Origin of the sequence: Arenimonas caeni (genome assembly GCF_003024235.1) — a bacterium.
Lineage (GTDB): Bacteria > Pseudomonadota > Gammaproteobacteria > Xanthomonadales > Xanthomonadaceae > Arenimonas > Arenimonas caeni.
In genome coordinates, this window is sequence record NZ_KZ679084.1 from 62,935 (window position 1) to 84,001 (window position 21,067).

General features: G+C 71.8%; 20 protein-coding genes and 2 pseudogenes. 13 read left to right on the plus strand and 9 right to left on the minus strand.

What is annotated here, in order from left to right:
• Positions 1-3: 3 nt before the first annotated feature.
• Positions 4-1,584: a murein biosynthesis integral membrane protein MurJ gene (gene murJ / locus C6N40_RS00355; protein WP_106989020.1), complete on the minus strand. Its 1,581-nt coding sequence runs from the start codon at positions 1,582-1,584 to the stop codon at positions 4-6.
• 125 nt (positions 1,585-1,709) lie between these two features.
• On the opposite strand from murJ, the gene rpsT reads away from it, so the two are divergent.
• A complete protein-coding gene (rpsT, locus tag C6N40_RS00360) occupies positions 1,710-1,979 on the plus strand; it encodes a 30S ribosomal protein S20 (protein ID WP_106989021.1) in 270 nt (89 codons plus the stop codon).
• A gap of 118 nt (positions 1,980-2,097) precedes the next feature.
• Here the strand turns inward: rpsT and cgtA are convergent, their stop codons facing one another.
• From cgtA to rplU, 3 genes are all read right to left on the minus strand, one after another.
• Positions 2,098-3,171, minus strand: coding sequence for an Obg family GTPase CgtA (gene cgtA / locus C6N40_RS00365; protein ID WP_106989022.1), 1,074 nt, complete (start codon positions 3,169-3,171; stop codon positions 2,098-2,100).
• A gap of 150 nt (positions 3,172-3,321) precedes the next feature.
• Complete coding sequence (rpmA, locus tag C6N40_RS00370; protein WP_106989023.1) at positions 3,322-3,582, minus strand: 50S ribosomal protein L27; 261 nt, start codon at positions 3,580-3,582, stop codon at positions 3,322-3,324.
• An 18-nt stretch (positions 3,583-3,600) separates the two neighbouring features.
• On the minus strand, positions 3,601-3,912 hold the full coding sequence (rplU, locus tag C6N40_RS00375) for a 50S ribosomal protein L21 (protein ID WP_106989024.1): 312 nt from the start codon (positions 3,910-3,912) through the stop codon (positions 3,601-3,603).
• A gap of 201 nt (positions 3,913-4,113) precedes the next feature.
• Here rplU and uvrA point away from each other — a divergent pair.
• Together uvrA and C6N40_RS00385 are read left to right on the plus strand one after the other, a co-directional pair.
• Positions 4,114-6,945 (plus strand): annotated as a pseudogene (gene uvrA / locus C6N40_RS00380) (excinuclease ABC subunit UvrA); the annotation flags it as partial.
• Between the two features lie 26 nt (positions 6,946-6,971).
• A complete protein-coding gene (locus tag C6N40_RS00385; protein WP_106989026.1) occupies positions 6,972-7,376 on the plus strand; it encodes an acyl-CoA thioesterase in 405 nt (134 codons plus the stop codon).
• 13 nt (positions 7,377-7,389) lie between these two features.
• Here C6N40_RS00385 and C6N40_RS00390 read toward each other — a convergent pair whose 3' ends face one another.
• Positions 7,390-7,836: a copper chaperone PCu(A)C gene (locus C6N40_RS00390; RefSeq protein ID WP_106989027.1), complete on the minus strand. Its 447-nt coding sequence runs from the start codon at positions 7,834-7,836 to the stop codon at positions 7,390-7,392.
• 38 nt (positions 7,837-7,874) lie between these two features.
• Between C6N40_RS00390 and C6N40_RS00395 the strand changes: the two genes are divergently transcribed.
• Genes C6N40_RS00395 through C6N40_RS00405 form a run of 3 tightly spaced genes read left to right on the plus strand, consistent with a single transcriptional unit; the run spans position 7,875 to position 10,480 of the window.
• On the plus strand, positions 7,875-9,344 hold the full coding sequence (locus C6N40_RS00395; protein ID WP_106989028.1) for a DUF4139 domain-containing protein: 1,470 nt from the start codon (positions 7,875-7,877) through the stop codon (positions 9,342-9,344).
• 3 nt (positions 9,345-9,347) lie between these two features.
• Positions 9,348-10,097 (plus strand): enoyl-CoA hydratase/isomerase family protein, encoded by a 750-nt coding sequence (locus C6N40_RS00400; protein ID WP_106989029.1) that lies wholly within the window; start codon positions 9,348-9,350, stop codon positions 10,095-10,097.
• Entirely contained in the window at positions 10,094-10,480 is a 387-nt protein-coding gene (locus tag C6N40_RS00405; RefSeq protein WP_106989030.1) for a hypothetical protein, read from the plus strand. Before C6N40_RS00400 ends, C6N40_RS00405 begins: the two co-directional genes overlap by 4 nt.
• Here C6N40_RS00405 and C6N40_RS00410 read toward each other — a convergent pair whose 3' ends face one another.
• The 3 genes and pseudogenes from C6N40_RS00410 to C6N40_RS00420 all read right to left on the minus strand — a co-directional run bounded on the left by C6N40_RS00410 (position 10,481) and on the right by C6N40_RS00420 (position 12,909).
• A complete protein-coding gene (locus tag C6N40_RS00410; RefSeq protein WP_106989031.1) occupies positions 10,481-11,335 on the minus strand; it encodes a sulfurtransferase in 855 nt (284 codons plus the stop codon).
• Positions 11,332-12,140, minus strand: a pseudogene (locus C6N40_RS00415) (CoA pyrophosphatase). Before C6N40_RS00415 ends, C6N40_RS00410 begins: the two are co-directional and overlap by 4 nt.
• Before the next feature lie 52 nt (positions 12,141-12,192).
• Positions 12,193-12,909: an FKBP-type peptidyl-prolyl cis-trans isomerase N-terminal domain-containing protein gene (locus tag C6N40_RS00420; protein ID WP_106989032.1), complete on the minus strand. Its 717-nt coding sequence runs from the start codon at positions 12,907-12,909 to the stop codon at positions 12,193-12,195.
• A 156-nt stretch (positions 12,910-13,065) separates the two neighbouring features.
• On the opposite strand from C6N40_RS00420, the gene C6N40_RS00425 reads away from it, so the two are divergent.
• From C6N40_RS00425 to nth, 6 genes are read left to right on the plus strand one after another with little or no spacing between them, the layout of a single operon-like run.
• Positions 13,066-13,848 (plus strand): enoyl-CoA hydratase/isomerase family protein, encoded by a 783-nt coding sequence (locus C6N40_RS00425; protein WP_106989033.1) that lies wholly within the window; start codon positions 13,066-13,068, stop codon positions 13,846-13,848.
• Between the two features lie 14 nt (positions 13,849-13,862).
• The gene (gene rsxC / locus C6N40_RS00430; RefSeq protein ID WP_162781998.1) at positions 13,863-15,359 is read left to right on the plus strand and encodes an electron transport complex subunit RsxC; all 1,497 of its coding nucleotides are present in this window, start codon (positions 13,863-13,865) and stop codon (positions 15,357-15,359) included.
• A complete protein-coding gene (locus C6N40_RS00435; RefSeq protein ID WP_106989035.1) occupies positions 15,356-16,402 on the plus strand; it encodes an RnfABCDGE type electron transport complex subunit D in 1,047 nt (348 codons plus the stop codon). The genes rsxC and C6N40_RS00435 overlap by 4 nt, the downstream gene beginning before the upstream one ends.
• Positions 16,399-17,073: an electron transport complex subunit RsxG gene (rsxG, locus tag C6N40_RS00440; protein ID WP_106989036.1), complete on the plus strand. Its 675-nt coding sequence runs from the start codon at positions 16,399-16,401 to the stop codon at positions 17,071-17,073. Before C6N40_RS00435 ends, rsxG begins: the two co-directional genes overlap by 4 nt.
• The gene (rsxE, locus tag C6N40_RS00445; RefSeq protein WP_106989037.1) at positions 17,070-17,714 is read left to right on the plus strand and encodes an electron transport complex subunit RsxE; all 645 of its coding nucleotides are present in this window, start codon (positions 17,070-17,072) and stop codon (positions 17,712-17,714) included. Before rsxG ends, rsxE begins: the two co-directional genes overlap by 4 nt.
• Entirely contained in the window at positions 17,711-18,346 is a 636-nt protein-coding gene (nth, locus tag C6N40_RS00450) for an endonuclease III (protein ID WP_106989038.1), read from the plus strand. The genes rsxE and nth overlap by 4 nt, the downstream gene beginning before the upstream one ends.
• Positions 18,347-18,424: 78 nt before the next feature.
• On the opposite strand, the gene C6N40_RS00455 is transcribed toward nth, so the two are convergent.
• A complete protein-coding gene (locus C6N40_RS00455; protein WP_114683932.1) occupies positions 18,425-19,729 on the minus strand; it encodes an OprO/OprP family phosphate-selective porin in 1,305 nt (434 codons plus the stop codon).
• Positions 19,730-19,985: 256 nt separating this feature from the next.
• Here C6N40_RS00455 and pstS point away from each other — a divergent pair, with 256 nt between their 5' ends.
• A complete protein-coding gene (gene pstS / locus C6N40_RS00460) occupies positions 19,986-21,002 on the plus strand; it encodes a phosphate ABC transporter substrate-binding protein PstS (protein WP_240183403.1) in 1,017 nt (338 codons plus the stop codon).
• The last annotated feature ends 65 nt before the right edge of the window (positions 21,003-21,067 follow it).

Consider the following 21,067-nt stretch of genomic DNA (forward strand, 5'->3'; position numbering starts at 1 on the left):
CGCTCACCGGCCGCGCAGTTCACGCGGACGCCAGCCGCTGGCGAGCAGGCCCAGGCCATAGGCGGCGGCACCGGCGGCCACCACGGCCAGCAGCAGGCCCCAGCGCGCCGCCCCGGTCCAGGCCCGCCAGTCGCCGACCGCGTATTTGGCGGCCAGCACCGCCGCCGCCAGCGCCAGGCTGGCCAGCGCCAGCCGCAGCAGGTGCCGGCCCCAGCCCGGCGCCAGACGGAAACCGGCCTGGCGGCGCAGCGCGCGCCACAGCAGCAGGGCGTTGGCCAGGCCGGCCAGGCCGGTGGCCAGGGCGATGCCGGCGTGCGCACCCGGCACCGCGCCCAGCCACAGCGGCGTGGTGATGGCCGCGGTGAGGGCGACGTTGATGAAGACGGTAGCCACCGCGGCGCGCATCGGCGTCCTGGTGTCCTGGCGGGCGTAGAAGGCCGAGAGCAGCACCTTGCTGGCCATGAAGCCGGGGATGCCCAGGCTCATGGCCACCAGGCTCAGCGAGGTCATGCGGCTGTCGGCGGCCATGAACTCGCCGCGCTCGAAGATCACGATCGCCAGCGGCTCGGCCAGCAGGGCCAGGCCCAGCGCGGCCGGGATGGCCAGCAGCAGCACCGTGCGTAGGCCCCAGTCGAGCGAGGCGGCGTAGCCCTCCGTGTCGGCGTCGGCGTGCCGGCGCGACAGGTGCGGCAGGATCACCGTGCCCAGGGCCACGCCGAACAGGCCCAGCGGGAACTCCACCAGGCGGTCGGAGTAGTAGAGCCAGCTCTGGCTGCCGTCGACCAGCAGCGAGGCGAACATCGTGCCGACGATCAGGTTGAGCTGGGCCACCGAGGACGAGAACAGGGTCGGCAACATCAGGGTGCCGACGCGGCGCACGCCCGGGTGGCGGAAATTCAGGCGCAGCCGGGGGCGCAGGCCCAGCCGGCCCATCGCCGGCCACAGCAGCACCAGCTGCAGGAAGCCGGCGGCCAGCACACCCCAGGCCAGGGCCTTGATCGGCACCGCCAGCAGCGGCGCCAGCAGCAGCATCGCGGCGATCACCGACAGGTTGTGCAGCACCGGGGTCACGGCCGGGAGCGCGAAGCGCTGGAAGCTGTTGAGCACGGCCCCGGCCAGCGCGGTCATCGAGACCAGGGCCAGGTAGGGGAAGACGATGCGCAGCAGGTCGGTGGTGAGCCCGAACTTGGCCGGGTCGTCGAGCTGGCCGGGGGCGATGGCCGCCACCACCAGCGGCGCGGCCAGCAGGCCCAGGCCGCTGACCACCAGCACGGCGGCGCACAGGGCGCCGGCCACGTGGTCGAGGAAGTCCTTGAGCGCGGCCTCGTCGCCGCGCTGGCGCAGCTCCGAGAGCACGGGCACGAAGGCCGAGGCGAAGGAGCCCTCGGCGAAGATCCGGCGCAGGTAGTTGGGGATGCGGTAGGCCACGGCGAAGGCGTCGACGATGCCGCCGGCGCCGAAGATGTGGGCCTGCACCATGTCGCGGGCGAAGCCGGCCACCCGCGATAGCAGGGTCATGGCGCTGAAAACGGCCGTCGAGCGCAGCAGGCCGCCCCGGGGCTTGCCCCCCACCGGCCCGCTCATGCCTGCCCCCCGGGGGGTGTTTGACTCAAGCTACTGAATCGACCATAATTTCGGGTCTTTCCACCCCCGTTTCCCGGCCAGGGCGCCTTGCCACGGCCATCGTCCAACGATTTCAGGAGCCCTCCGTGGCCAACATCAAGTCCGCCAAGAAGCGCGCCAAGCAGACTGTCGTCCGCAACGCCCGCAATGCCAGCCAGCGTTCCATGCTGCGCACCGCCGTGAAGAAGGTCCTCAAGGCCCTGGAAGCCAAGGACGCCGCCGGCGCCGAAGCCGCGTTCGTCGCCGCCCAGCCGATCCTCGACCGCTACTCGGCCCGCGGCCTGATCCACAAGAACAAGGCTGCCCGCCACAAGAGCCGCCTGAGCGACCACATCAAGGCGCTCAAGCAGGCCTGATCCGCCGGCGCCGCAAGGCGCCGCGATCGGCAAGCGAAGGCCGGCGCAAGCCGGCCTTTTTGCTGCCCCGGATCCGGCCGGGGACATCGCCCCGGCCTTGACGCACGAAGCCACGGCCTCAGCCGCCACGCGCCATCTCCGCGCGCGCCGCGGCGTCCTCGGCGGCTTCCAGCGCCGCCGCCTTCTGGTCGTCGAAGAACTGCTGCACCTTGAGCACGATCGGCCAGGTGCCCTCGCGACCGATGGCCGACACCACGAACCAGGGTTCCTTCCAGCCAAGCGCCTCGACCACGGCCTTCGCGCGCGCTTCGCGCTCGTCCTCGGGCAGCAGGTCGGCCTTGTTGAGCACCAGCCAGCGCGGCTTCTCCAGCATGGCCGGGTCGTGCTTGCGCAGTTCGGCCTCGATGGCGCGCACCTGTTCGGCCGGGTCGGTGGCGTCGTCGAACGGCGCCAGGTCGACCAAGTGCAGCAGCAGGCGGGTGCGCTGGACGTGGCGCAGGAACTGCGCGCCCAGGCCGGCGCCGTCGGCCGCGCCCTCGATCAGGCCCGGGATGTCGGCGATGACGAAGCTGCGGTCGGTTTCCACGCTGACCACGCCCAGGTTCGGGTAGAGCGTGGTGAACGGGTAGTCGGCCACCTTGGGCGTGGCCGCTGAGACGGCGCGGATGAAGGTGGACTTGCCGGCGTTGGGGAAGCCCAGCAGGCCGACGTCGGCCAGCAGCTTGAGCTCGAGCCGGATCTCGCGCTCCTCGCCCTCGGTGCCGGGCGTGGCCTTGCGCGGGGCGCGGTTGACCGAGCTCTTGAAGTGCACGTTGCCCTTGCCGCCGTGGCCACCCTGGGCCACCAGCAGGCGCTCGCCGTGGCGGGTGAGGTCGCCGATGATCTCGTCGGTGCCGACGTTGATCACCTCGGTGCCGACCGGCACGCGGATCACCACGTCTTCGCCGGCCTTGCCGAACATCTGCCGGCCCATGCCGTTCTGTCCGCGCTGGGCGCGGTAGTGGCGCTGGTGGCGGAAGTCGATCAGGGTGTTGAGGTTCTCGTCGGCCTGCAGCCACACGCTGCCGCCGTCGCCGCCGTCGCCGCCGTCCGGCCCGCCGAGCGGGATGAACTTCTCGCGCCGGAAGCTGATGCAGCCATTGCCGCCATTGCCGGCGGTGACGGTGATCTGCGCTTCATCAACGAATTTCACGGGTCTTGTCCCAGGCGGCGGCCGAAGGGCCGTGCACCACGATTGTGGGCCGTCCGCGCCGCGCCGTGAAGGGCGCCGGGCCGGACAGCCAGGGGGCTGAAAACAAAAGCCCCGCCGAAGCGGGGCCCTTGCGGCGGAACCGGGCGGCGATCAGGCCGCCGGGACCACGCTCACGGTGCGGCGCTTCTTGGGGCCCTTGACCGAGAAATCCACCACGCCGTCCACGAGGGCGAACAGGGTGTGGTCGCGGCCGAGGCCGACGCCCGGACCCGGATGGAACTCGGTGCCACGCTGGCGGACGATGATGTTGCCGGCCTCGATGGCCTGGCCGCCGTACATCTTCACGCCGAGGTACTTCGGGTTGGAATCGCGGCCGTTGCGGGACGAGCCTACGCCTTTTTTCTGTGCCATGACGTTGTCTCCTCTGGCTTAGCCGGCGATGCCGGTGATTTCGATTTCGGTGAAATACTGCCGGTGGCCCATCTGCTTGCGATGGTGCTTGCGGCGGCGGAACTTGACGATGCGGACCTTGTCGAGGCGGCCGTGCGACTTGACGGTCGCGGTGACCTTGGCGCCGTCGACGGTCGGGGCGCCGACCTTGACGTTCTCGCCGTCGCCGAGCATCAGGACCTTGTCGATCTCGAAGCTCTTGCCTTCCTCGAGGTCGATCTTCTCGACCTTCAGGGTCTCGCCCTGCATCACGCGGTATTGCTTACCGCCGGTAACGATGACTGCGTACATGACCGGGATTCCTCTGTAGTTATTTTGGACAAACCTGCCCGCGGTCGACGGGACAGAAGCGGAATTATAGGGGTTCCGGAGCCCGAGGCGCAAGCCCCTGTCCACAAAGGGATTTCACCCGGCGTGGAGGGCCGGACCGGGCCGGGCTGCTAGACTGCCGGGTTCCCGATTCCGCCAGCCGCAAGGAGCCCCTGCCGGCGCATGGACACGATCCGCATCCGCGGTGCCCGCACCCACAACCTCAAGAACATCGACCTCGACCTGCCCCGGAACCGGCTGATCGTGATCACCGGCCTGTCCGGCTCGGGCAAGTCGTCCCTGGCCTTCGACACCATCTACGCCGAGGGCCAGCGCCGCTACGTCGAGTCCCTGTCGGCCTACGCCCGGCAGTTCCTGAGCGTGATGGAAAAGCCGGACGTCGACCATATCGAGGGCCTGAGCCCGGCGATCTCGATCGAGCAGAAGTCCACCTCGCACAACCCCCGCTCGACGGTGGGCACCATCACCGAGATCTACGACTACCTGCGCCTGCTGTTCGCCCGCGTCGGCACCCCGCGCTGCCCGGACCACCACTACCCGCTCGAGGCCCAGACCATCGGCCAGATGGTCGACCAGGTGCTGGCCCTGCCGGCCGACCGCCGCTACATGCTGCTGGCCCCGGTGGTGCGCGACCGCAAGGGCGAGCACGCCCAGGTCTTCGACCAGCTGCGCGCCCAGGGCTTCGTGCGCGTTCGGGTGAACGGCCAGCTGCACGAGCTCGACGCCGTGCCCACCCTGGCCCTGCGCCAGAAGCACACCATCGAGGTGGTGGTCGACCGCTTCAAGCCGCGCGAGGACCTCAAGCAGCGCCTGGCCGAGAGCTTCGAGACCGCGCTCAAGCTCGGCGACGGCCTGGCCCAGGTGCAGGACCTCGACGATGCGTCCGCGGCGCCGCTGCTGTTCTCGTCCAAGTTCAGCTGCCCGGTCTGCGACTACGCGCTGCCGGAACTCGAGCCGCGCCTGTTCTCGTTCAACGCGCCGATGGGCGCCTGCCCGTCCTGCGACGGCCTGGGCATCACCCAGTTCTTCGACCCCTCGCGCGTGGTCGTGCACCCGGAGCTGAGCCTGGCCGCCGGCGCCGTGCGCGGCTGGGACCGCCGCAACGCCTACTATTTCCAGCTCATCGCCTCGCTGGCCAAGCACTACGGCTTCGACCCCGACACTGCCTGGGAGTCGCTCGGGGAGCCGGTGCGCCAGGCCGTGCTCTACGGCAGCGGCGAGGAGGTGATCACCTTCACCTACCTCACCGAATCCGGCGGCCGCACCCAGCGCAAGCACAAGTTCGAGGGCATCGTGCCCAACCTCGAGCGCCGCTACCGCGAGACCGAGTCGCAGGTGGTGCGGGAGGAACTGGCCAAGTTCATCTCCGACCGCCCCTGCCCCGACTGCGGCGGCGCGCGCCTGAACCGCTCGGCGCGCAACGTGTTCGTGGCCGAGCGCACCCTGCCCGAGATCACCAAGCTGCCGGTGGACGAGTCGCTGGACTTCTTCTCGCACCTCAAGCTCGCCGGCTGGCGCGGCGAGATCGCCGCCAAGATCGTCAAGGAGATCCACGACCGCCTGCGCTTCCTGGTCGACGTGGGCCTGGACTACCTCACCCTCGACCGCAAGGCCGACTCGCTCTCGGGCGGCGAGGCCCAGCGCATCCGCCTGGCCAGCCAGATCGGCGCCGGCCTGGTGGGCGTGATGTACGTGCTCGACGAGCCGTCCATCGGCCTGCACCAGCGCGACAACGAGCGCCTGCTCGGCACCCTCACCCGCCTGCGCGACCTGGGCAACACCGTGATCGTGGTCGAGCACGACGAGGACGCGATCCGGCTGGCCGACCACATCGTCGACATCGGCCCCGGCGCCGGCGCGCACGGCGGCGAAGTCGTCGCCGAGGGCAGCTACGCCGACGTGCTCAAGGCGCCGCGCTCGGTCACCGGCGACTACCTCTCCGGCCGCCGCCGGATCGAGATCCCGGCCCAGCGGCACAAGCCGAACCCGAAGATGACGCTGCACGTGCGCGGCGCCACCGGCAACAACCTCAAGGGCGTCGACCTGGCGATCCCGGCCGGGCTGTTCACCTGCGTCACCGGCGTGTCCGGCTCGGGCAAGTCCACCCTGATCAACGACACGCTCTACCACCTGGCCGCCAACGAGCTCAACGGCGCCTCGCACACCGCCGCGGCGCACCGCGAGGTCGAGGGCATGGACCTGTTCGACAAGGTGGTGGACATCGACCAGAGCCCGATCGGCCGCACGCCGCGCTCGAACCCGGCCACCTACACCGGCCTGTTCACGCCGCTGCGCGAACTGTTCGCGCAGGTGCCCGAGGCGCGCGCCCGCGGCTATTCGCCGGGCCGCTTCAGCTTCAACGTGCGCGGCGGCCGCTGCGAGGCCTGCCAGGGCGACGGCCTGATCAAGGTCGAGATGCACTTCCTGCCCGACGTCTACGTGCCCTGCGACGTCTGCCACGGCAAGCGCTACAACCGCGAGACGCTGGAGATCCTCTACAAGGGCTACTCGATCCACGACGTGCTCGAGATGACCGTCGAGGACGCGCTCACCCTGTTCGAGCCGGTGCCGGCGCTGGCGCGCAAGCTCGAGACGCTGGTGGACGTGGGCCTGAGCTACATCAAGCTCGGCCAGCCGGCCACCACGCTCTCGGGCGGCGAGGCCCAGCGCGTGAAGCTGAGCAAGGAGCTCAGCCGCCGCGACACCGGCCGCACGCTCTACATCCTCGACGAACCCACCACCGGCCTGCACTTCCACGACATCGAACACCTGCTGGCCGTGCTGCACAAGCTGCGCGACGAGGGCAACACCATCGTGGTGATCGAGCACAACCTCGACGTGATCAAGACCGCCGACTGGATCGTCGACCTTGGCCCCGAGGGCGGCCACCGCGGCGGCATGATCATCGCCGAGGGCACGCCCGAGGAGATCGCCGCCAACCCGCACTCGCACACCGGCCGGTTCCTGGCCAAGCTGCTGGCCGACGCGCCGGCGCCGGCCCCGAAGAAGAGGAAAAAGGCATGAGCCACGTCGTCCACCAGGTCGAGCTGGAAGTGCGCTGGCGCGACCTCGACGCCTTCAACCACGTCAACAACGCCAGCTACCTGGGCTACATCGAGGAAGCGCGCGTGCGCTGGTTCAAGTCGCTGAGCGAGGATTGGGCCGGCGAGACCGCAGCGCCGATCATGGCGGCGGTGGCGGTGAACTACCGGCGGCCGATCAACTGGCCCGAAACCGTGCGCATCGAGCTCATCGCCGACCGCATGGGCACCAAGAGCCTGACCATCGGGCACCGCATCACTTCGGCCGCGGACCCGGGCGTGCTCTATTGCGACGGCCACACCGTGCTGGTGTGGGTGGACCGCGCCGGCCAGAGCGTGCCGCTGCCGGACAAGGTGCGCGCCGCCTGCGAACCGGCGGCCTGAAAGACCCGGCGCCTCAGGGCGCCTCGCGCCGCACCGGGTATTCGGCGAAGACCCGGCGGCCGTCCTCCAGCACGAGGCGCACCCGCGCCACGTCGCCCTCGGCCAGCGGCCGCAGCGGGCGCATCAGCATCAGGTGCAGCCCGCCCGGCTCGAAGCGCAACTCGCCGCCGGGCGGCAGTTCGAGCCGGCCCGCCTCGCGCATCCGGCTCACGCCGCCCTCCTCCACCGTGCGGTGGATCATCGGCATGCCGAAGTCCAGGCTCTCGACGTCCACCACGACCACCGGCGCCTCGCAGGGATTGCGCAGCACCAGGTAGCCGGCCAGCGTCTTCGCACCCGGCGGCGCCGAGCGCACCCAGGGCGACCCGACCACCGGCAGGCAGTCGGCGGGGGTTGCCGCAACGGCGGCTGAAGCGGGGAGCAGGGCCAGCAACCCCGCGAAAAGGTGGCGTGCGTTCATGGGCCTATAGTAAGTCCACGCCCGTACAGGAGCCCTGAATGAAACCTTCGCTGATCTCCCTCGCCATCGCCGCCGCCCTCGTCTCGCCGGCCCACGCCGAGGCGCCGCGATTGACCATCTACAGCGGCGACTACGAGTCGGTCGTGCAGTCCGGCGGCCATGCCAGCGGCGCCGGGCTGGCCCACTACCAGGCCCGCCTGTCCTGGGACCTGCGCGCCGGCGACAACGAAGTGCGCCTCGGCGGCCTGCCGGCCACCCTCGACGTCGGCTCGGTGCGGCTCGAGCCGCTGGGCGGCGCCCAGGTTCGCGGCCAGCGCTACGACTTCGCCCTGGCCGGGCAGCATGCCCTGCTGCAGCGCGCGATCGGCCAGCAGGTGCAGGTCGAGCATGCGGTCGGCAACCAGCGCGAGACCGTATCCGGCACCCTGCTCGCGGCCGGCGACGGCCTGACCCTGCGCCTGGCCGACGGCCGGGTGAAGGTGCTCTCGGGCTACACCAGCTTCGAGCTTCCGGCCCTGCCCCCGGGCCTGGCCGTCGAACCCGGGCTGGCCTGGACCCTGGCCGCCGCCCGCGCCGGCCGCGAGTCCTTCGACCTGGCCTATGCGACCGCCGGCCTGGCCTGGCGCGCCGAATACCAGGCCACGCTCCGCGGCCAGGGCAAGGCCTGCCGCATGCAGTTCGACGGCGCCGCCCTGGTTGCCAACGGCGCCGGCACCGATTTCCGCGGCGTCGCCCTGACCCTGGTCGCCGGCCAGCCCAACCGCGTCTCCGACGGTGGCTACGCGCCGGCGCCGATGGTGGCCAAGGCCGAGCGGGCGATGGTGCTGGCCGACGCCGCGCCGACCCCCGAAGCCGCCGGCGAATACCACGCCTACCGCCTGCCCGGCACCGGCGACCTGCCGCAGGGCAGCGTGCAGCGGCTGCCGCTGCTCGACCGCGTGCCCGGCCTGCCCTGCGAGCGCGCGTACCGGGTGTCCTCGACCATGGGCCAGTGGCAGCCGCCGCGGCCCATCGTCGACGCCAACTACGGCGCCGGCGAGGAAAAGCCGCCGGTGACGGCCCACCTGGCCTTCGACAACCGCAAGGACGGCGGCCTGGGCCTGCCGCTGCCGGCCGGACGCGTGCGCGTGTTCGACGGCGGCGACCTGCTCGGCGAAGCCCGCCTGGCGCACACGCCGGCCAACGAGAAGGTCGAACTCGAACTGGGCACGGTGTTCGACCTCACCGCCGAACGCCGGCGCGAAGATTTCCGGCTCGACCGCGACGGCCGCACCATGACCGAGACCATCACCGTGGTGGTGCGCAACGCCAAGGCCGAGGCCGCCACCGTGCAGGTGCGCGAGGCGCTGCCGCGCTGGACCGACTGGGAGATCACCGCCTCGAGCGTGCCGGCGCGCAAGCTCGATGCCCAGCTCGCCGGCTTCGAGCTGGCGGTGCCGGCCGGCGGCGAGGCGCAACTGAGCTACACGGTGCGCTATCGTTGGACTCCCGACGTCCGGATTCCCTGAACCATGATCGAGATCCACGCCCACGGAGCGATCCACGAGATCCGGCTGGCCCGCCCGCCGGTGAACGCCCTCACGCCGGAGATGCTGTCCGCCCTGCGCACCGCGGTGCAGGCCGCGCCGGAACAGGGCGCCCGGGCCATCATCCTCTCGGGCGGCGAGCGGGTGTTCTCTGCCGGCATGGACGTGCCGCACCTGATGGGCCTGGACCCGGCCGGGCTCAAGGCCGGCTGGGCCTCGCTGTTCTCGGCCGCGCGCGCCATCGCCCGCTCGCCCGTGCCCGTGGTCGCCGCCCTCGGTGGCCACAGCCCGGCCGGCGGCTGCGTGCTGGCGCTGTGCTGCGACTACCGGATCATGGCGCGCGGCCCCTTCCGCATCGGCCTGAACGAGGTGCAGGTGGGCCTGGTGGCGCCCGACGCCATCCAGCACCTGATGCGCCGCGTGGTCGGGCCCTACCGCGCCGAGCGCCTGCTGGTGGCCGGCGCCCTGGTCGAGGCCGAGCAGGCGCTGGCGATCGGTCTGGTGGACGAACTCACCGACGGCGAGCACGTGACCAAGCGCGCCGAGGTCTGGCTGCAGGAACTGCTGGCCCTGCCGGGCGAGGCCATGCTGGCCACGCGCCGGATCGCCCGCGCCGACCTGGTGGCGGCCCTCGACGGCTTCCGCAACGACGACCTCGACGGTTTCCTGGCCGAGTGGAACTCGCCGTCCACGCAGGCTGCGCTCAAGGCGCTGGTGGCGCGGCTGGGCAGATGAACCTGCGCCTGGCTGCCCGCGCGCCGTTCCTGGCGCTGGCCTGCCTCCTGCTGGCGGCTTGTTCCGAACAGCCCTTGCCGGAGGGGTTCGCCGACTACGCCGGGCACTGGCGCGGCGACAGCGTGCTGCTGGTGATCACGCCCGAAGGCCATGGAGACTACGAGTACGTGCGCGCCGGCTCGCGCATCTCGATCGAGGGCCCGGTGCACGGCTTCGACGGCGAGGGCTTCCGCATCGGTTTCGGGCCGATGAGCGCGCGCTTCGAGGTGCAGCAGCCGCCGCACCTGAGCGACGGACGCTGGCGCATGACCGTCGACGGCCATCGCCTGGTGCGCGTGGACATCCTGCCGGTGACGTCGGGCCGCGACAGCCTGCGGCTGTGATCAGTCGCCCGTGGCGACCGGCCGCGACCGGTCGCTGACCCAGCCGCTCCAGGACGGGGCGTAGATCTTCGCGCCGGACAGGCCGGCGTGCTCCATCGCCAGCAGGTTGTGGCAGGCGGTGACGCCCGAACCACAGGACAGCACCACCTCGCCGGGCGCATGTCCGCCCAGCAGCGCCTCGAAATCCGCGCGCAGGTCGGCGGCGGGCCGGAAGCGCCCGTCGGCGAGGTTGGCCTGGAAGGGGCGGTTGCGGGCGCCGGGAATATGCCCCGCCACCGGATCGAGCGGCTCGACTTCGCCCCGGAAGCGCTCGGGCGCCCGGGCGTCGAGCAGCCAGCCCGGCGACTGGCCCAGGCGCGCCTGCACCTGCGCGGCGTCGACCAGCTGCGAGCGGTCGAAGCGCCCGGGACAGGGCGGCTTGGGCAGCGGCTCGCGGGTATCCACGGGCAGGCCCTTCGCCAGCCAGGCGGCCAGGCCGCCGTCGAGCACGGCCGCCTGCGGGTGGCCGTACAGGCGCAGCAGCCACCACAGGCGGGCCGCGGCCATCGCGCCGTCGCCGGCGTCGTAGGCCACCACCTGGTCGTCGGGACCGATGCCCAGCCGTCCCAGCAGCTCGCCGAAACGCTCCTCGTCGGGCAGCGGATGCCGGCCTTCGGACGCCGGTTTGCGCTTGTCCGACAGGTCTTCGTCGAGGTGGGCGTAACCCGCGCCCGGAATGTGCGCCCGGCGCCAGGCTTCGCGGCCCGCGCCGGTGTCGGTGCCGCCGGCGACGTTGCGGCAATCGACCAGCACCAGGCCGGGACGGCCCAGGGCCGCCGCCAGTTCGTCGACGGAGACCAGCGTGGTCCAATTCATCGCAGCTGCTCCAGCCTTTGCCTGAGATTGACCAGCATCGCGGCGGTCGCGCCCCAGATGCGGTGGCCGCCGTAGCGGAACTCGAGCACGCGCCGGCTCCGTCCCTGGAAATCGATCTCGTGCGAATGCACGTTGGCCGGGTCGAGCAGGAACTGCAGCGGCACCTCGAAGGCCTCGGCCACTTCGGAAGGATCGGGCGTAGGCACGAAGCCGGCGCGCACCGTCGCCACGACCGGGAAGACGTGGAAACCGGTGATGGTGACGAAGGGATCGAGGTAACCCAGCGGCGAGGACAGCGAATCGCACAGCCCCACTTCCTCGCGGGCCTCGCGCAGGGCGGCGGCGACCGGATCGGTGTCGTCGGGCTCGATGCGGCCACCGGGGAAAGCGACCTGGCCGGCATGGTGGCGCAGGGCCTCGGTGCGGCGGGTCAGCAGCACCTGCGGTCCGCCGGCATGCTCGACCAGCGCCACCAGCACGGCGGCGGGGCGCAGCGGCATCTGCGGCGGCAGCAGGTCGGCCAGTTCGGCCTGGTTCCAGCCCGGACCGGCGGGCGGCTGGCCAAGCGGATGCAGGGCGGCGGGAATCCGTTCGAACGGATCCGGCGGCGGGCTCACGCGCGCACGGCCTCGCGACCGGGCAGCACGACCTCCATCAGGTGAAGGCGCTCGTCGTCGCCCATCTGCGACCAGCGGGCGATCTCGGCCGTGGTGCGGTGGCATCCCTCGCACAGCCCGGCGCCATCAAGCGAGCAGACCCCGATGCAGGGGCTGAGCACGGCGCGGAATGCGGGGGATTGGGACATGGGTTACCTGGAACGACGGTGCCGCGCCGTTGCCGGCGCGGCACCGCGGGTATTACTTGACGCCGACGACCTTGATGTCGAACACCAGGGCCTGGCCCGGGCCGACCGGCGAACGCGGGTCGTTGCCGAAGCCCTTGTCGGACGGCAGGAACACTTCCCAGCGCGAACCGACCGGCATCATCACCAGCACTTCGCGCACGCCCGGGATCGGGAACTCGCCGACCACGTGGGTCACCGGCTGCGGATCCTGCTGGGCGTAGGTGTTGGCGAACTCACGGCCGGTCGACACCGAACCGCGGTAGTGCATCTGCACCTGGCTGGTGTTGGTCGGCTTGGCGCCGGTGCCCTGCTCGATCACGCGGTACTGGATGCCGCTGGGCAGGGTGGTGATGCCCGGCTTGGAGCGGTTGGCGGCCAGGAACGCGTCGGACGCGGCCTTGTTCTCGTTGGCCTTGCGCTCGAACTCGGCGCGGGCCTGGGCAACCATGCGCACCTGCAGGCCGGCCAGCTGCATTTCCATCTGGTCGGCCGGGTGGGCCGGCGCGCGCTTGGCGAAGCCGTCCTGGATACCCTTGATGACGCCGTTGATGTCGACGTCCACCTTCTGGTCGGCGAGGTCCTTGCCCAGGTCGAAGCCGATGGCGTAGCTGAGCACCGGCTTGTTGGCCGGCGGGGGCTGCGGCGGGTTCGCGGGGGCCGTCTGGGCCATCGCCACGCTGGCACTCAGGCCAAGGGCCGCCATGCCGGCAGCGATCAAACGCAACTTCATCAGGGAATCTCCGGTTGATTGTATAGGGCGATGTAGGGCCCCGAACGCCGCGCTAGGATAGCCCCCGCACGGCTGAATCGCCACTGACGTCGGCCCGTGGCCATTACCCGACAGGCCACGGCGCCCGGAGTTCCCCAATTCAAGGAGTTTCACCCCATGGAGTACCGCAACCTGCTGGTCGAGGACCACGGCGCCATCCGCCGCATCACCCTCAACCGCCCCGACAAGCTCAATGCGCTCGACTTCGCCACCCTCACCGAGCTGCACGCGGCCTTCGAAGCCGCCGGGCGGGACGCCGCGGTGCGGGTGGTGGTGCTGACCGGCGCCGGCCCCAAGGCCTTCGTCGCCGGCGCCGACATCGCCGAGATGAACGGCCTCAGCCCGGCCCAGGCACGCGACTTCTCCGCCCACGGCCAGGCCCTGATGACCCGCATCGAGCGGCTGGGCAAGCCGGTCATCGCGCGCATCAACGGATTCGCCCTCGGCGGTGGCCTGGAACTGGCCATGGCCTGCCACCTGCGCATCGCCGCCGACACCGCCAAGGTCGGCCAGCCCGAGATCAACCTCGGCCTGGTGCCGGGCTTCGGCGGCACCCAGCGCCTGCTGCGCCTGGCCGGCCGCGCCGCCTGCCTGGAGCTGTGCCTGCTGGGTGCGCCGATCGACGCCACCCGGGCCGCGGCCCTGGGCATCGTCACCCGGGTGGTGCCGGCCGAGGCCCTGGATGCCGAGGTCGATGCCGTCGCCGGCCAGCTCGCCAGCTCGGCGCCGCTGGCCCTGCGCGGCATCCTCGACGCCGTGCTGCTGGGCGGCGAGGCGCCGCTCGATACCGGCCTGGACCACGAAACCCAGGTGTTCGCGGTGACCTTCTCCACCGAGGACATGAAGGAAGGCACCGGCGCCTTCCTGGCCCGGCGCAAGCCGCAGTTCACCGGCCGCTGACCCCGGCGCCGGCCGTGCGCCCGCACGCCATCCACGGAGGGCTGGTGCTCGAAGGGCACAAGGCCGCGGCGATGGCCGGCGGCCTGCGTGACTGCGCGCCGCCGCCGCGCCTGCTGCTGCCGCTGCGCCAGCATGCCGGCCCGCCCTGCCGGCCGGTGGTCGGCGCGGGCGATCGGGTGGTGCGCGGCCAGGTGGTCGCGGTGCCCGAGGGCGCCGGCGCGCCGGTGCATGCGCCGCTGGCGGCCCGGGTGCTGGCGCTTGAGTCCCGGCCCCTGCCCGGCCCGGCGGGCCTGCCCGTGCCACACCTGCTGCTCGAGCCTTCGGGCGGGTCCGAGGACGCGCTGCTGCCGCCGCTGCCGGCCGACGCCGATCCGGCCATGCTGCGCCGGCGCATTGCCGAGGCCGGCGTCGTCGGTCTGGGCGGCGCGGGCTTCCCCACCGCCGAGAAGCTGGGCGCCACGCGCGACATCCTCGTGCTCAACGGCGCCGAGTGCGAACCCTGGATCAGCTGCGACGACGCCCTGCTGCGCGCCCACGCCGGCGAGGTGGTGCGCGGCGCCCGAGTGCTGGCGCGCGCCGCCGGCGCCGCGCGGGTGCTGCTGGCGGTCGAGGACGACATGCGCGAGGCGCTGTCGGCCTGCCATGCCGCGGTGGATGCCGAAAACGAAGACATCGAGGTCGTCGCCGTGCCGGCCCGCTACCCGGCCGGCGGCGAGCGGCAGCTGATCCTCGCCCTCACCGGCCGCGAAGTGCCGCGCGGCGGCCTGCCTCGCGACATCGGCGTGGTGGTGTTCAACGTGGCCACCGCGCGGGCGGCCTGGCGGGCGGTGGCGCTGGGCGAACCGCTGCTCGAACGCGTGGTCACCGTCACCGGGCCGGGCGTGGCGCGCCCGGGCAACTACCGGGTGCCGCTGGGCACGCCGGTCGCGCACCTGGTCGAACAGGCCGGCGGCTACACGCCGGCGGCGGCGCGCCTGCTGCTGGGCGGCCCGATGATGGGCCAGGCCCTGCCCCACGACGACTTCCCGATCGGCAAGACCCACAGCTGCGTGCTGGTGCTCGACGCCGCCGGCCTGCGCCCGGGCGGCGACGAGATGCCCTGCATCCGCTGCGGCGACTGCGCCGGCGCCTGCCCGTCGCGCCTGCTGCCGCAGCAGCTGCTGTGGCAGGCACGCGCCGGCCGGCTCGAGGATGCCCGCGGCCAGGGCCTGTTCGACTGCATCGAATGCGGCTGCTGCGACCTGGCCTGCCCCAGCCACATCCCGCTCACCGAGGTCTTCCGCCGCGCCAAGGGCGAACTGCTGGCCGCCGATGCCGCCGCGGCCGACGCCGCCGCGGCGAAGTCGCGCTTCGAAGCGCGCCAGCAGCGACTGGTGCGCGAGGCCGCGGAACGCGAGGCGCGGCTGGCGGCGCGCAAGGCCGCGGCGGCCAGCCCCGAAGGCGTGGCCGCGGCGCTCGAGCGCGCCCGCGCGCGCCGCGCCGCGCTGCAGGACCCGGACGCCCACGAATGAAGACCTTCGACACCGCCCCCGCCCCGCACCTGCCCGCGCGCCGCAGCGTGCGCGCCGTGATGGGCTGGGTGCTGGGAGCGCTGGTTCCGGGCATCGCGGCACATGCCTGGTTCTTCGGCCCCGGCATCGTGCTGCAGATCGCCCTGGCCACCGCCTTCGCGCTCGCCTTCGAGGCGGCGATGCTGCGCCTGCGCGGCCAGCCGATGCGCCCCTTCCTCACCGACCTGAGCGCGCCGCTCACGGCCGTGCTGTTCGCGCTGTGCCTGCCGCCGCTGGCGCCGTGGTGGCTGGCGGCGATCGGCATGTTCGCGGCGATCGTGGTCGCCAAGCATCTGTTCGGCGGCCTCGGCCACAATCTGTTCAACCCCGCGATGGTCGGGCTGGCGGTGGTGCTGCTGGCCTTCCCGCGCGAGTTCACCCAGTGGCTGGCGCCGGCCGGCCTGGACGGTGCGCTGCCGGTGCCGGGCCTGGGCGACAGCCTGCGCGCCATCCTCACCGGCGCGCTGCCGCCGCCCTGGGGCTGGGACACGCTGGCCCAGGCCACGCCGCTCGATACCGTGCGCACGCTGTCGAGCCAGGGCGTGACGCTGTCGGAGATCCGCGGCGCGCCGCTGTTCGGCGACTTCGGCGGACGCGGCTGGGAATGGGTGGCGAACTTCTTCGCGCTCGGCGGCCTGCTGCTGCTCTACAAGCGCATCATCCCCTGGCAGGTGCCGGTGGCGACGCTGGGCACCACGGTGCTGCTGACCCTGCCGTTCTGGCTGCTCGACCCCGACCTGCACCCGATGCCGCTGCAGCATGTGTTTTCCGGCGCGCTGGTGCTCGCCGCCTTCTTCATCGCCACCGACCCCGTCAGCGGCTGCACCACGCCGCGCGGCCGCCTGCTGTTCGGCGCCGGCGTGGCGGTGCTGACGCTGGCGATCCGGCGCTGGGGCGCCTTTCCCGACGGCGTCGCCTTCGCGGTGCTGCTGATGAACTGCGCCGCGCCCTGGATCGATGCGCACACCCGCCCGCGCATCCTCGGCGAGGGCAAGGCGCCATGAGCGAAGGCCTGCGCGAATCGCTGCGCGCCGGCGCCCAGCTGGCCCTGGCCGGGCTGGCGGCGGCGCTGCTGCTGGCCGGCACCTGGGCCCTGACCCACGCACGCATCGCCGAAAGCGAGCAGCGGGCGCGCCGCGAGGCGCTGCAGATCGTGCTGCCGGCGACCCTGCACGACAACGACCCGATCGCCGAGGCCGTGCAGGTGCAGGCCCCCGCCTGGCTGGGCCAGCCTTCCTCGCCGGTGTACCGCGCGCGTCGCGGCGGCGAACCGGTGGCCCTGGTCTTCGAGGCGACCGCGCCCGACGGCTACGCCGGCCCGATCCGCCTGCTGGTGGCGGTGGACCAGGCGGGCCGCGTGCTCGGCGTGCGGGTCACGGCGCACACCGAAACGCCGGGCCTCGGCGACGACATCGAGGCCGGACGCAGCGACTGGATCACCCGCTTCAGCGGCCGCGCGCTCGGCGACCCGGCGCCGTCGCGCTGGCGCGTGGCGCGCGACGGCGGCGACTTCCCGCAGTTCGCCGGCGCCACGCTGACGCCGCGCGCGGTGGTCGCGGCGGTGCGCCGCGCGCTGCAGTTCGTGGCCACGCATGGCGAGGCGGTCCGCGCCGCCGAAGCCGGCGCTACACTGTCCTTCGACGACGCGCCCGCCGACCCGCCGCCCGCCCGATGAGTTCCCCCACGCCCCGCGCCATCCTCGAATACGGCCTGTCCAGCGGCAACGTCGGCCTGGTGCAGATGCTGGGCCTGTGCCCGCTGCTGGCGGTGAGCAACAACGCCGTCAACGCGCTCGGCCTGGGCCTGGCCACCGTGCTCGCCCTCACCGCCACCAACACCGTGGTCGCCGCCATCCGCCGGCTAACCCGCCGCGACGTGCGCATCCCGGCCTTCATCATGGTGATCGCCGCCGTGGTCACGTCCATCGAACTGGCGATGCGTGCCTGGCTGCCGGAGCTGCACGCGGTGCTCGGCCTGTTCATCCCGCTGATCGTCACCAACTGCGCCCTGATGGGCCGCGCCGAAGCCTTCGCCTCGCGCCACGACCCGGCCCGCGCCGCGCTCGACGGCTTCGCCACCGGCCTGGGTTTCCTGTGGGTGCTGCTGGCCATCGGCGCCATCCGCGAAATGGTGGGCGAAGGCAGCCTGTTCGCCGGCGCCGGCCGGCTGCTCGGCCTGCCCGGCCTGGAGCTGGTCGCGGAAGGCTACCCCGGCTTCCTGCTGGCGATGCTGCCGGTGGGCGCGTTCGCGGTGCTGGCCTGCCTGGTGGCGATGCGCCAGGCCTGGCGCCTGCGCGTGGCCGGGGGCGCCGCATGAAGCCGGCGGATCGGCGGGAACTGTTCGCCCGCCTGAAGGAACTCAACCCGAAGCCGACCACCGAACTCGAATACAGCACGCCGTTCGAGCTGCTGGTGGCGGTGACGCTCTCGGCCCAGGCCACCGACGTGGGCGTGAACAAGGCCACGCGGCGCCTGTTCCCGGTGGCGAACACGCCCGAGGCCATCCTGGCGCTCGGCGAGGACGGCCTGAAGAAGTACATCTCCACCATCGGCCTGTTCAACGCCAAGGCAGCGAACGTGGTCGCCGCCTGCCGCATCCTGGTGGAAAAACACGGCGGCCAGGTGCCGCGCGACCGCGAGTCGCTCGAGGCCCTGCCCGGCGTCGGTCGCAAGACCGCCAACGTGGTGCTCAACACCGCCTTCGGCGAACCCACCATCGCGGTGGACACGCACATCTTCCGCGTCTCCAACCGCACCGGCCTGGCGCCGGGCAAGACCGTGCGCGCGGTCGAGGACAAGCTGCTCAAGGCGGTGCCGGCCGAATACCGGCTCGACGCCCACCACTGGCTGATCCTGCACGGGCGCTATGTGTGCAAGGCGCGCAAGCCCGACTGCCCGCAGTGCGTGATCCGCGACCTGTGCCGCTACAAGGACAAGACCGCCGATTGAAAAGGGGACGGGTGCGGATAAGGGGACGGGTGCAATTTGGCTTCACCAAATTGCACCCGTCCCCGATCTGGAGCTGGGTCAGAAGTTGAACTGCGTGCGCAGCGCGTACTGGCCGGTCTCGTCGCCGGTCAGCTCGTTGTCGCCCTGGGTGTAGTTGAACATGAAGCGCAGGTTCGGGTTCACGTAGTAGTTCATGCCCAGGATCCAGCTGCTGGCCTCGCGACCGATGAGGTCCTTGTTCTCGATCTGGTCGAAGCGCGCGGTCAGCTCCCACAGGCCGGCACCGGCCACCTTGGGCGAGCCGAACACGCCGTTGCCCGGCTTGTAGACCTTGCGGCCGCCGTTGAGCATCAGGCTGCCCTGCACGTAGAAGGTCTCGACATCCTGGTCCGGGCCCAGCGGCTGGCCGAAGCTGGCGTTGGCGTACTCGGACTGGAAGAACAGCGGGCCGAACATGCCGGCGAACTCCAGGCCGTAGGCATCGACCTGCTCGCCGCTGGCGCCGTTGCTGGTGGCGATCGACAGGCTCGGGCCGCGACGGCCGGCGTAGTTGGCGGTGGCCGCGAGGTTGGCCGAACCCTGGTTCATGTTCTCGTGGCTGTACCAGCCGCCCAGGTGCAGCACCCGGTCGCCCTGCATGAGCGGGGCCCAGGTGGCGCGGCCGGAGAAGCCCATGCCCTCGTTGCGGGCGCCGCTGGCGCCGCGCAGGTTGAACGCCGTGGCGCCGGCGCTCCAGTTCGCGCCGCCCATCAGGTAGCCCACGCCCTGCTGGAACTGGCGGCCGCTGAACAGGCCGGTGGCGGAGGCGTAGGGGCGCTCCATCATCAGGATCTCGTTGGAGCTGGTCAGCTCCTCCATCGAGCGGTAGGGCTTGAAGTGGCCGATGGTGAGCTTGCCCGGGCCCAGGGTGCGGGCGATGTACAGGTCGCGCAGGCCGTCGAGGTTGCTGCCGGCGGCGAAGTCCTGCTCCATCTTGTATTCCCAGCCATAGGCGGTGCCCGACAGGGTCAGGCGGCCACGGCGGAACTCGGTGGTGCCGGTGGTGGAGGCCAGGTCGCGGTCGAAGGCGTAGCCGTCGAAGTGCAGGCGGCCGCCGAGGCCGAACGAGAACGCGCCGTCCGCGGAGGTGACCTTCAGGCCGCCCTTGGTCTCGACCTTGGGCTGGGTGGTCTGCATCGCCTTGAGCGACTCGGCGGTGTCGATGTTCACGGCCGACTGGGCGTCGTCGCGGGCCTCGAGCTCGTCGATGCGGTTCATCAGCGCCGCCAGCTGGGCCTTGAGCTCGGCGAGCTCCTGGTCGCTGGCCTGCTGGGCATGGGCGGCCCCGGGGGCGAGTCCGGTGAGGGCGGCCGCGAGCGAAGCGGCCAGGATGGTCAAACGCATGACATGAACTCCTTGGAGGATGGTAAGCCGTGAAGGGGCCGTCAGGCCGGCCGCCGGGCGTGCACAGGCTGCTCCCGCCCCATGACAGGCACTTGTGCATTTCGTGACAGCCCGGTGACAGCACCACTGCAGGCGCTGGGCCGGACTGTCATACGGCTGTAACGAACAAGCAACAGGCTTGTCACCGGTCCGGACTGTAATGCCGGGGCATCGGGGGAAGTCCCCCGAGGTCGTACCCACCCACAGGAGTCGTTCCGTGCTCAAGTCCCTGAAGCTCAGCCTGGCCGCCGTGGCCCTGGCCGCCAGCCTCACCCCCGCCGCGCAGGCCGCCGAGATCACCGGCGCCGGCGCCTCCTTCGTGTTCCCGACCATGTCGCGCTGGTCGGCCGACTACAACGCGGCCACCGGCCATCGCGTCAACTACCAGTCGATCGGCTCGGGCGGCGGCATCGCCCAGATCAAGGCCAACACCGTGGACTTCGGCTCGTCCGATGCCCCGCTCAAGCCCGAGGAGCTGGCCGCCTCGAACCTGGTGCAGTTCCCGTCGGTGATGGGCGGCATCGTGCCGGCCTTCAACGTGCCGGGCATCGAAGCCAACCAGCTCAAGCTCGACGGCAACACCCTGGCCAACATCTACCTGGGCAAGATCACCAAGTGGAACGACCCGGCCATCGCCGGCCTCAACCCGGGCCTGGCCCTGCCGGACCTGCGCATCACCGTCGTGCACCGTTCGGACGGCTCGGGCACCACCTTCAACTTCGTCAACTACCTCTCCAAGGTCTCGCCGGAGTGGAAGCAGAAGGTCGGTGAAGGCACCGCCGTGCGCTGGCCGACCGGCGTGGGCGGCAAGGGCAACGAAGGCGTGACCGCCTACGTTAAGCAGATCCGCGGCGGCATCGGCTACATCGAGCTGTCGTACGCGCTGACCAACAAGGTCGCCTACGCCCGGATGCAGAACGCCTCGGGCAACTTCGTCGAGGCCTCCAATGCCTCGATCCAGGCTGCCGCCGCCAGCGCCGAGTGGGGCAAGTCCAGGGACTTCTTCCTGGTCGTGACCGACGCCCCGGGCGCCGACGCCTGGCCGATCGCCGCCACCAACTTCATCCTGATGTCCAAGCGCCCGAAGAACGCCGACGGCAACCGACAGGCCCGCGAGTTCTTCGCCTGGGTCTACGCCAACGGCGACGACTCGGCCACCCAGCTCGGCTACGTGCCGCTGCCGGACGCCCTGGTCGGGCAGATCGAGACCTACTGGACCGCGAACCTGAAGTAAGCGCCCCACCCCGGGTCCGCGCGCCCACCGGCGCGCGGCCCTTCTACGGACGCAGGCACCCAACA

Bases quoted from the DNA above. Each gene is read 5' to 3' on its own strand.
- murJ (WP_106989020.1), bottom strand. From the start codon at position 1,584: ATGAGCGGGCCGGTGGGGGGCAAGCCCCGGGGCGGCCTGCTGCGCTCG.
- C6N40_RS00400 (WP_106989029.1), top strand. From the start codon at position 9,348: ATGATCGAGATCCACGCCCACGGAGCGATCCACGAGATCCGGCTGGCC.
- rsxE (WP_106989037.1), top strand. From the start codon at position 17,070: ATGAGTTCCCCCACGCCCCGCGCCATCCTCGAATACGGCCTGTCCAGC.
- C6N40_RS00435 (WP_106989035.1), top strand. From the start codon at position 15,356: ATGAAGACCTTCGACACCGCCCCCGCCCCGCACCTGCCCGCGCGCCGC.
- C6N40_RS00385 (WP_106989026.1), top strand. From the start codon at position 6,972: ATGAGCCACGTCGTCCACCAGGTCGAGCTGGAAGTGCGCTGGCGCGAC.
- C6N40_RS00410 (WP_106989031.1), bottom strand. From the start codon at position 11,335: ATGAATTGGACCACGCTGGTCTCCGTCGACGAACTGGCGGCGGCCCTG.
- C6N40_RS00420 (WP_106989032.1), bottom strand. From the start codon at position 12,909: ATGAAGTTGCGTTTGATCGCTGCCGGCATGGCGGCCCTTGGCCTGAGT.
- rplU (WP_106989024.1), bottom strand. From the start codon at position 3,912: ATGTACGCAGTCATCGTTACCGGCGGTAAGCAATACCGCGTGATGCAG.
- C6N40_RS00425 (WP_106989033.1), top strand. From the start codon at position 13,066: ATGGAGTACCGCAACCTGCTGGTCGAGGACCACGGCGCCATCCGCCGC.
- nth (WP_106989038.1), top strand. From the start codon at position 17,711: ATGAAGCCGGCGGATCGGCGGGAACTGTTCGCCCGCCTGAAGGAACTC.
- C6N40_RS00455 (WP_114683932.1), bottom strand. From the start codon at position 19,729: ATGCGTTTGACCATCCTGGCCGCTTCGCTCGCGGCCGCCCTCACCGGA.
- C6N40_RS00405 (WP_106989030.1), top strand. From the start codon at position 10,094: ATGAACCTGCGCCTGGCTGCCCGCGCGCCGTTCCTGGCGCTGGCCTGC.
- C6N40_RS00390 (WP_106989027.1), bottom strand. From the start codon at position 7,836: ATGAACGCACGCCACCTTTTCGCGGGGTTGCTGGCCCTGCTCCCCGCT.
- C6N40_RS00395 (WP_106989028.1), top strand. From the start codon at position 7,875: ATGAAACCTTCGCTGATCTCCCTCGCCATCGCCGCCGCCCTCGTCTCG.
- rsxG (WP_106989036.1), top strand. From the start codon at position 16,399: ATGAGCGAAGGCCTGCGCGAATCGCTGCGCGCCGGCGCCCAGCTGGCC.
- rpmA (WP_106989023.1), bottom strand. From the start codon at position 3,582: ATGGCACAGAAAAAAGGCGTAGGCTCGTCCCGCAACGGCCGCGATTCC.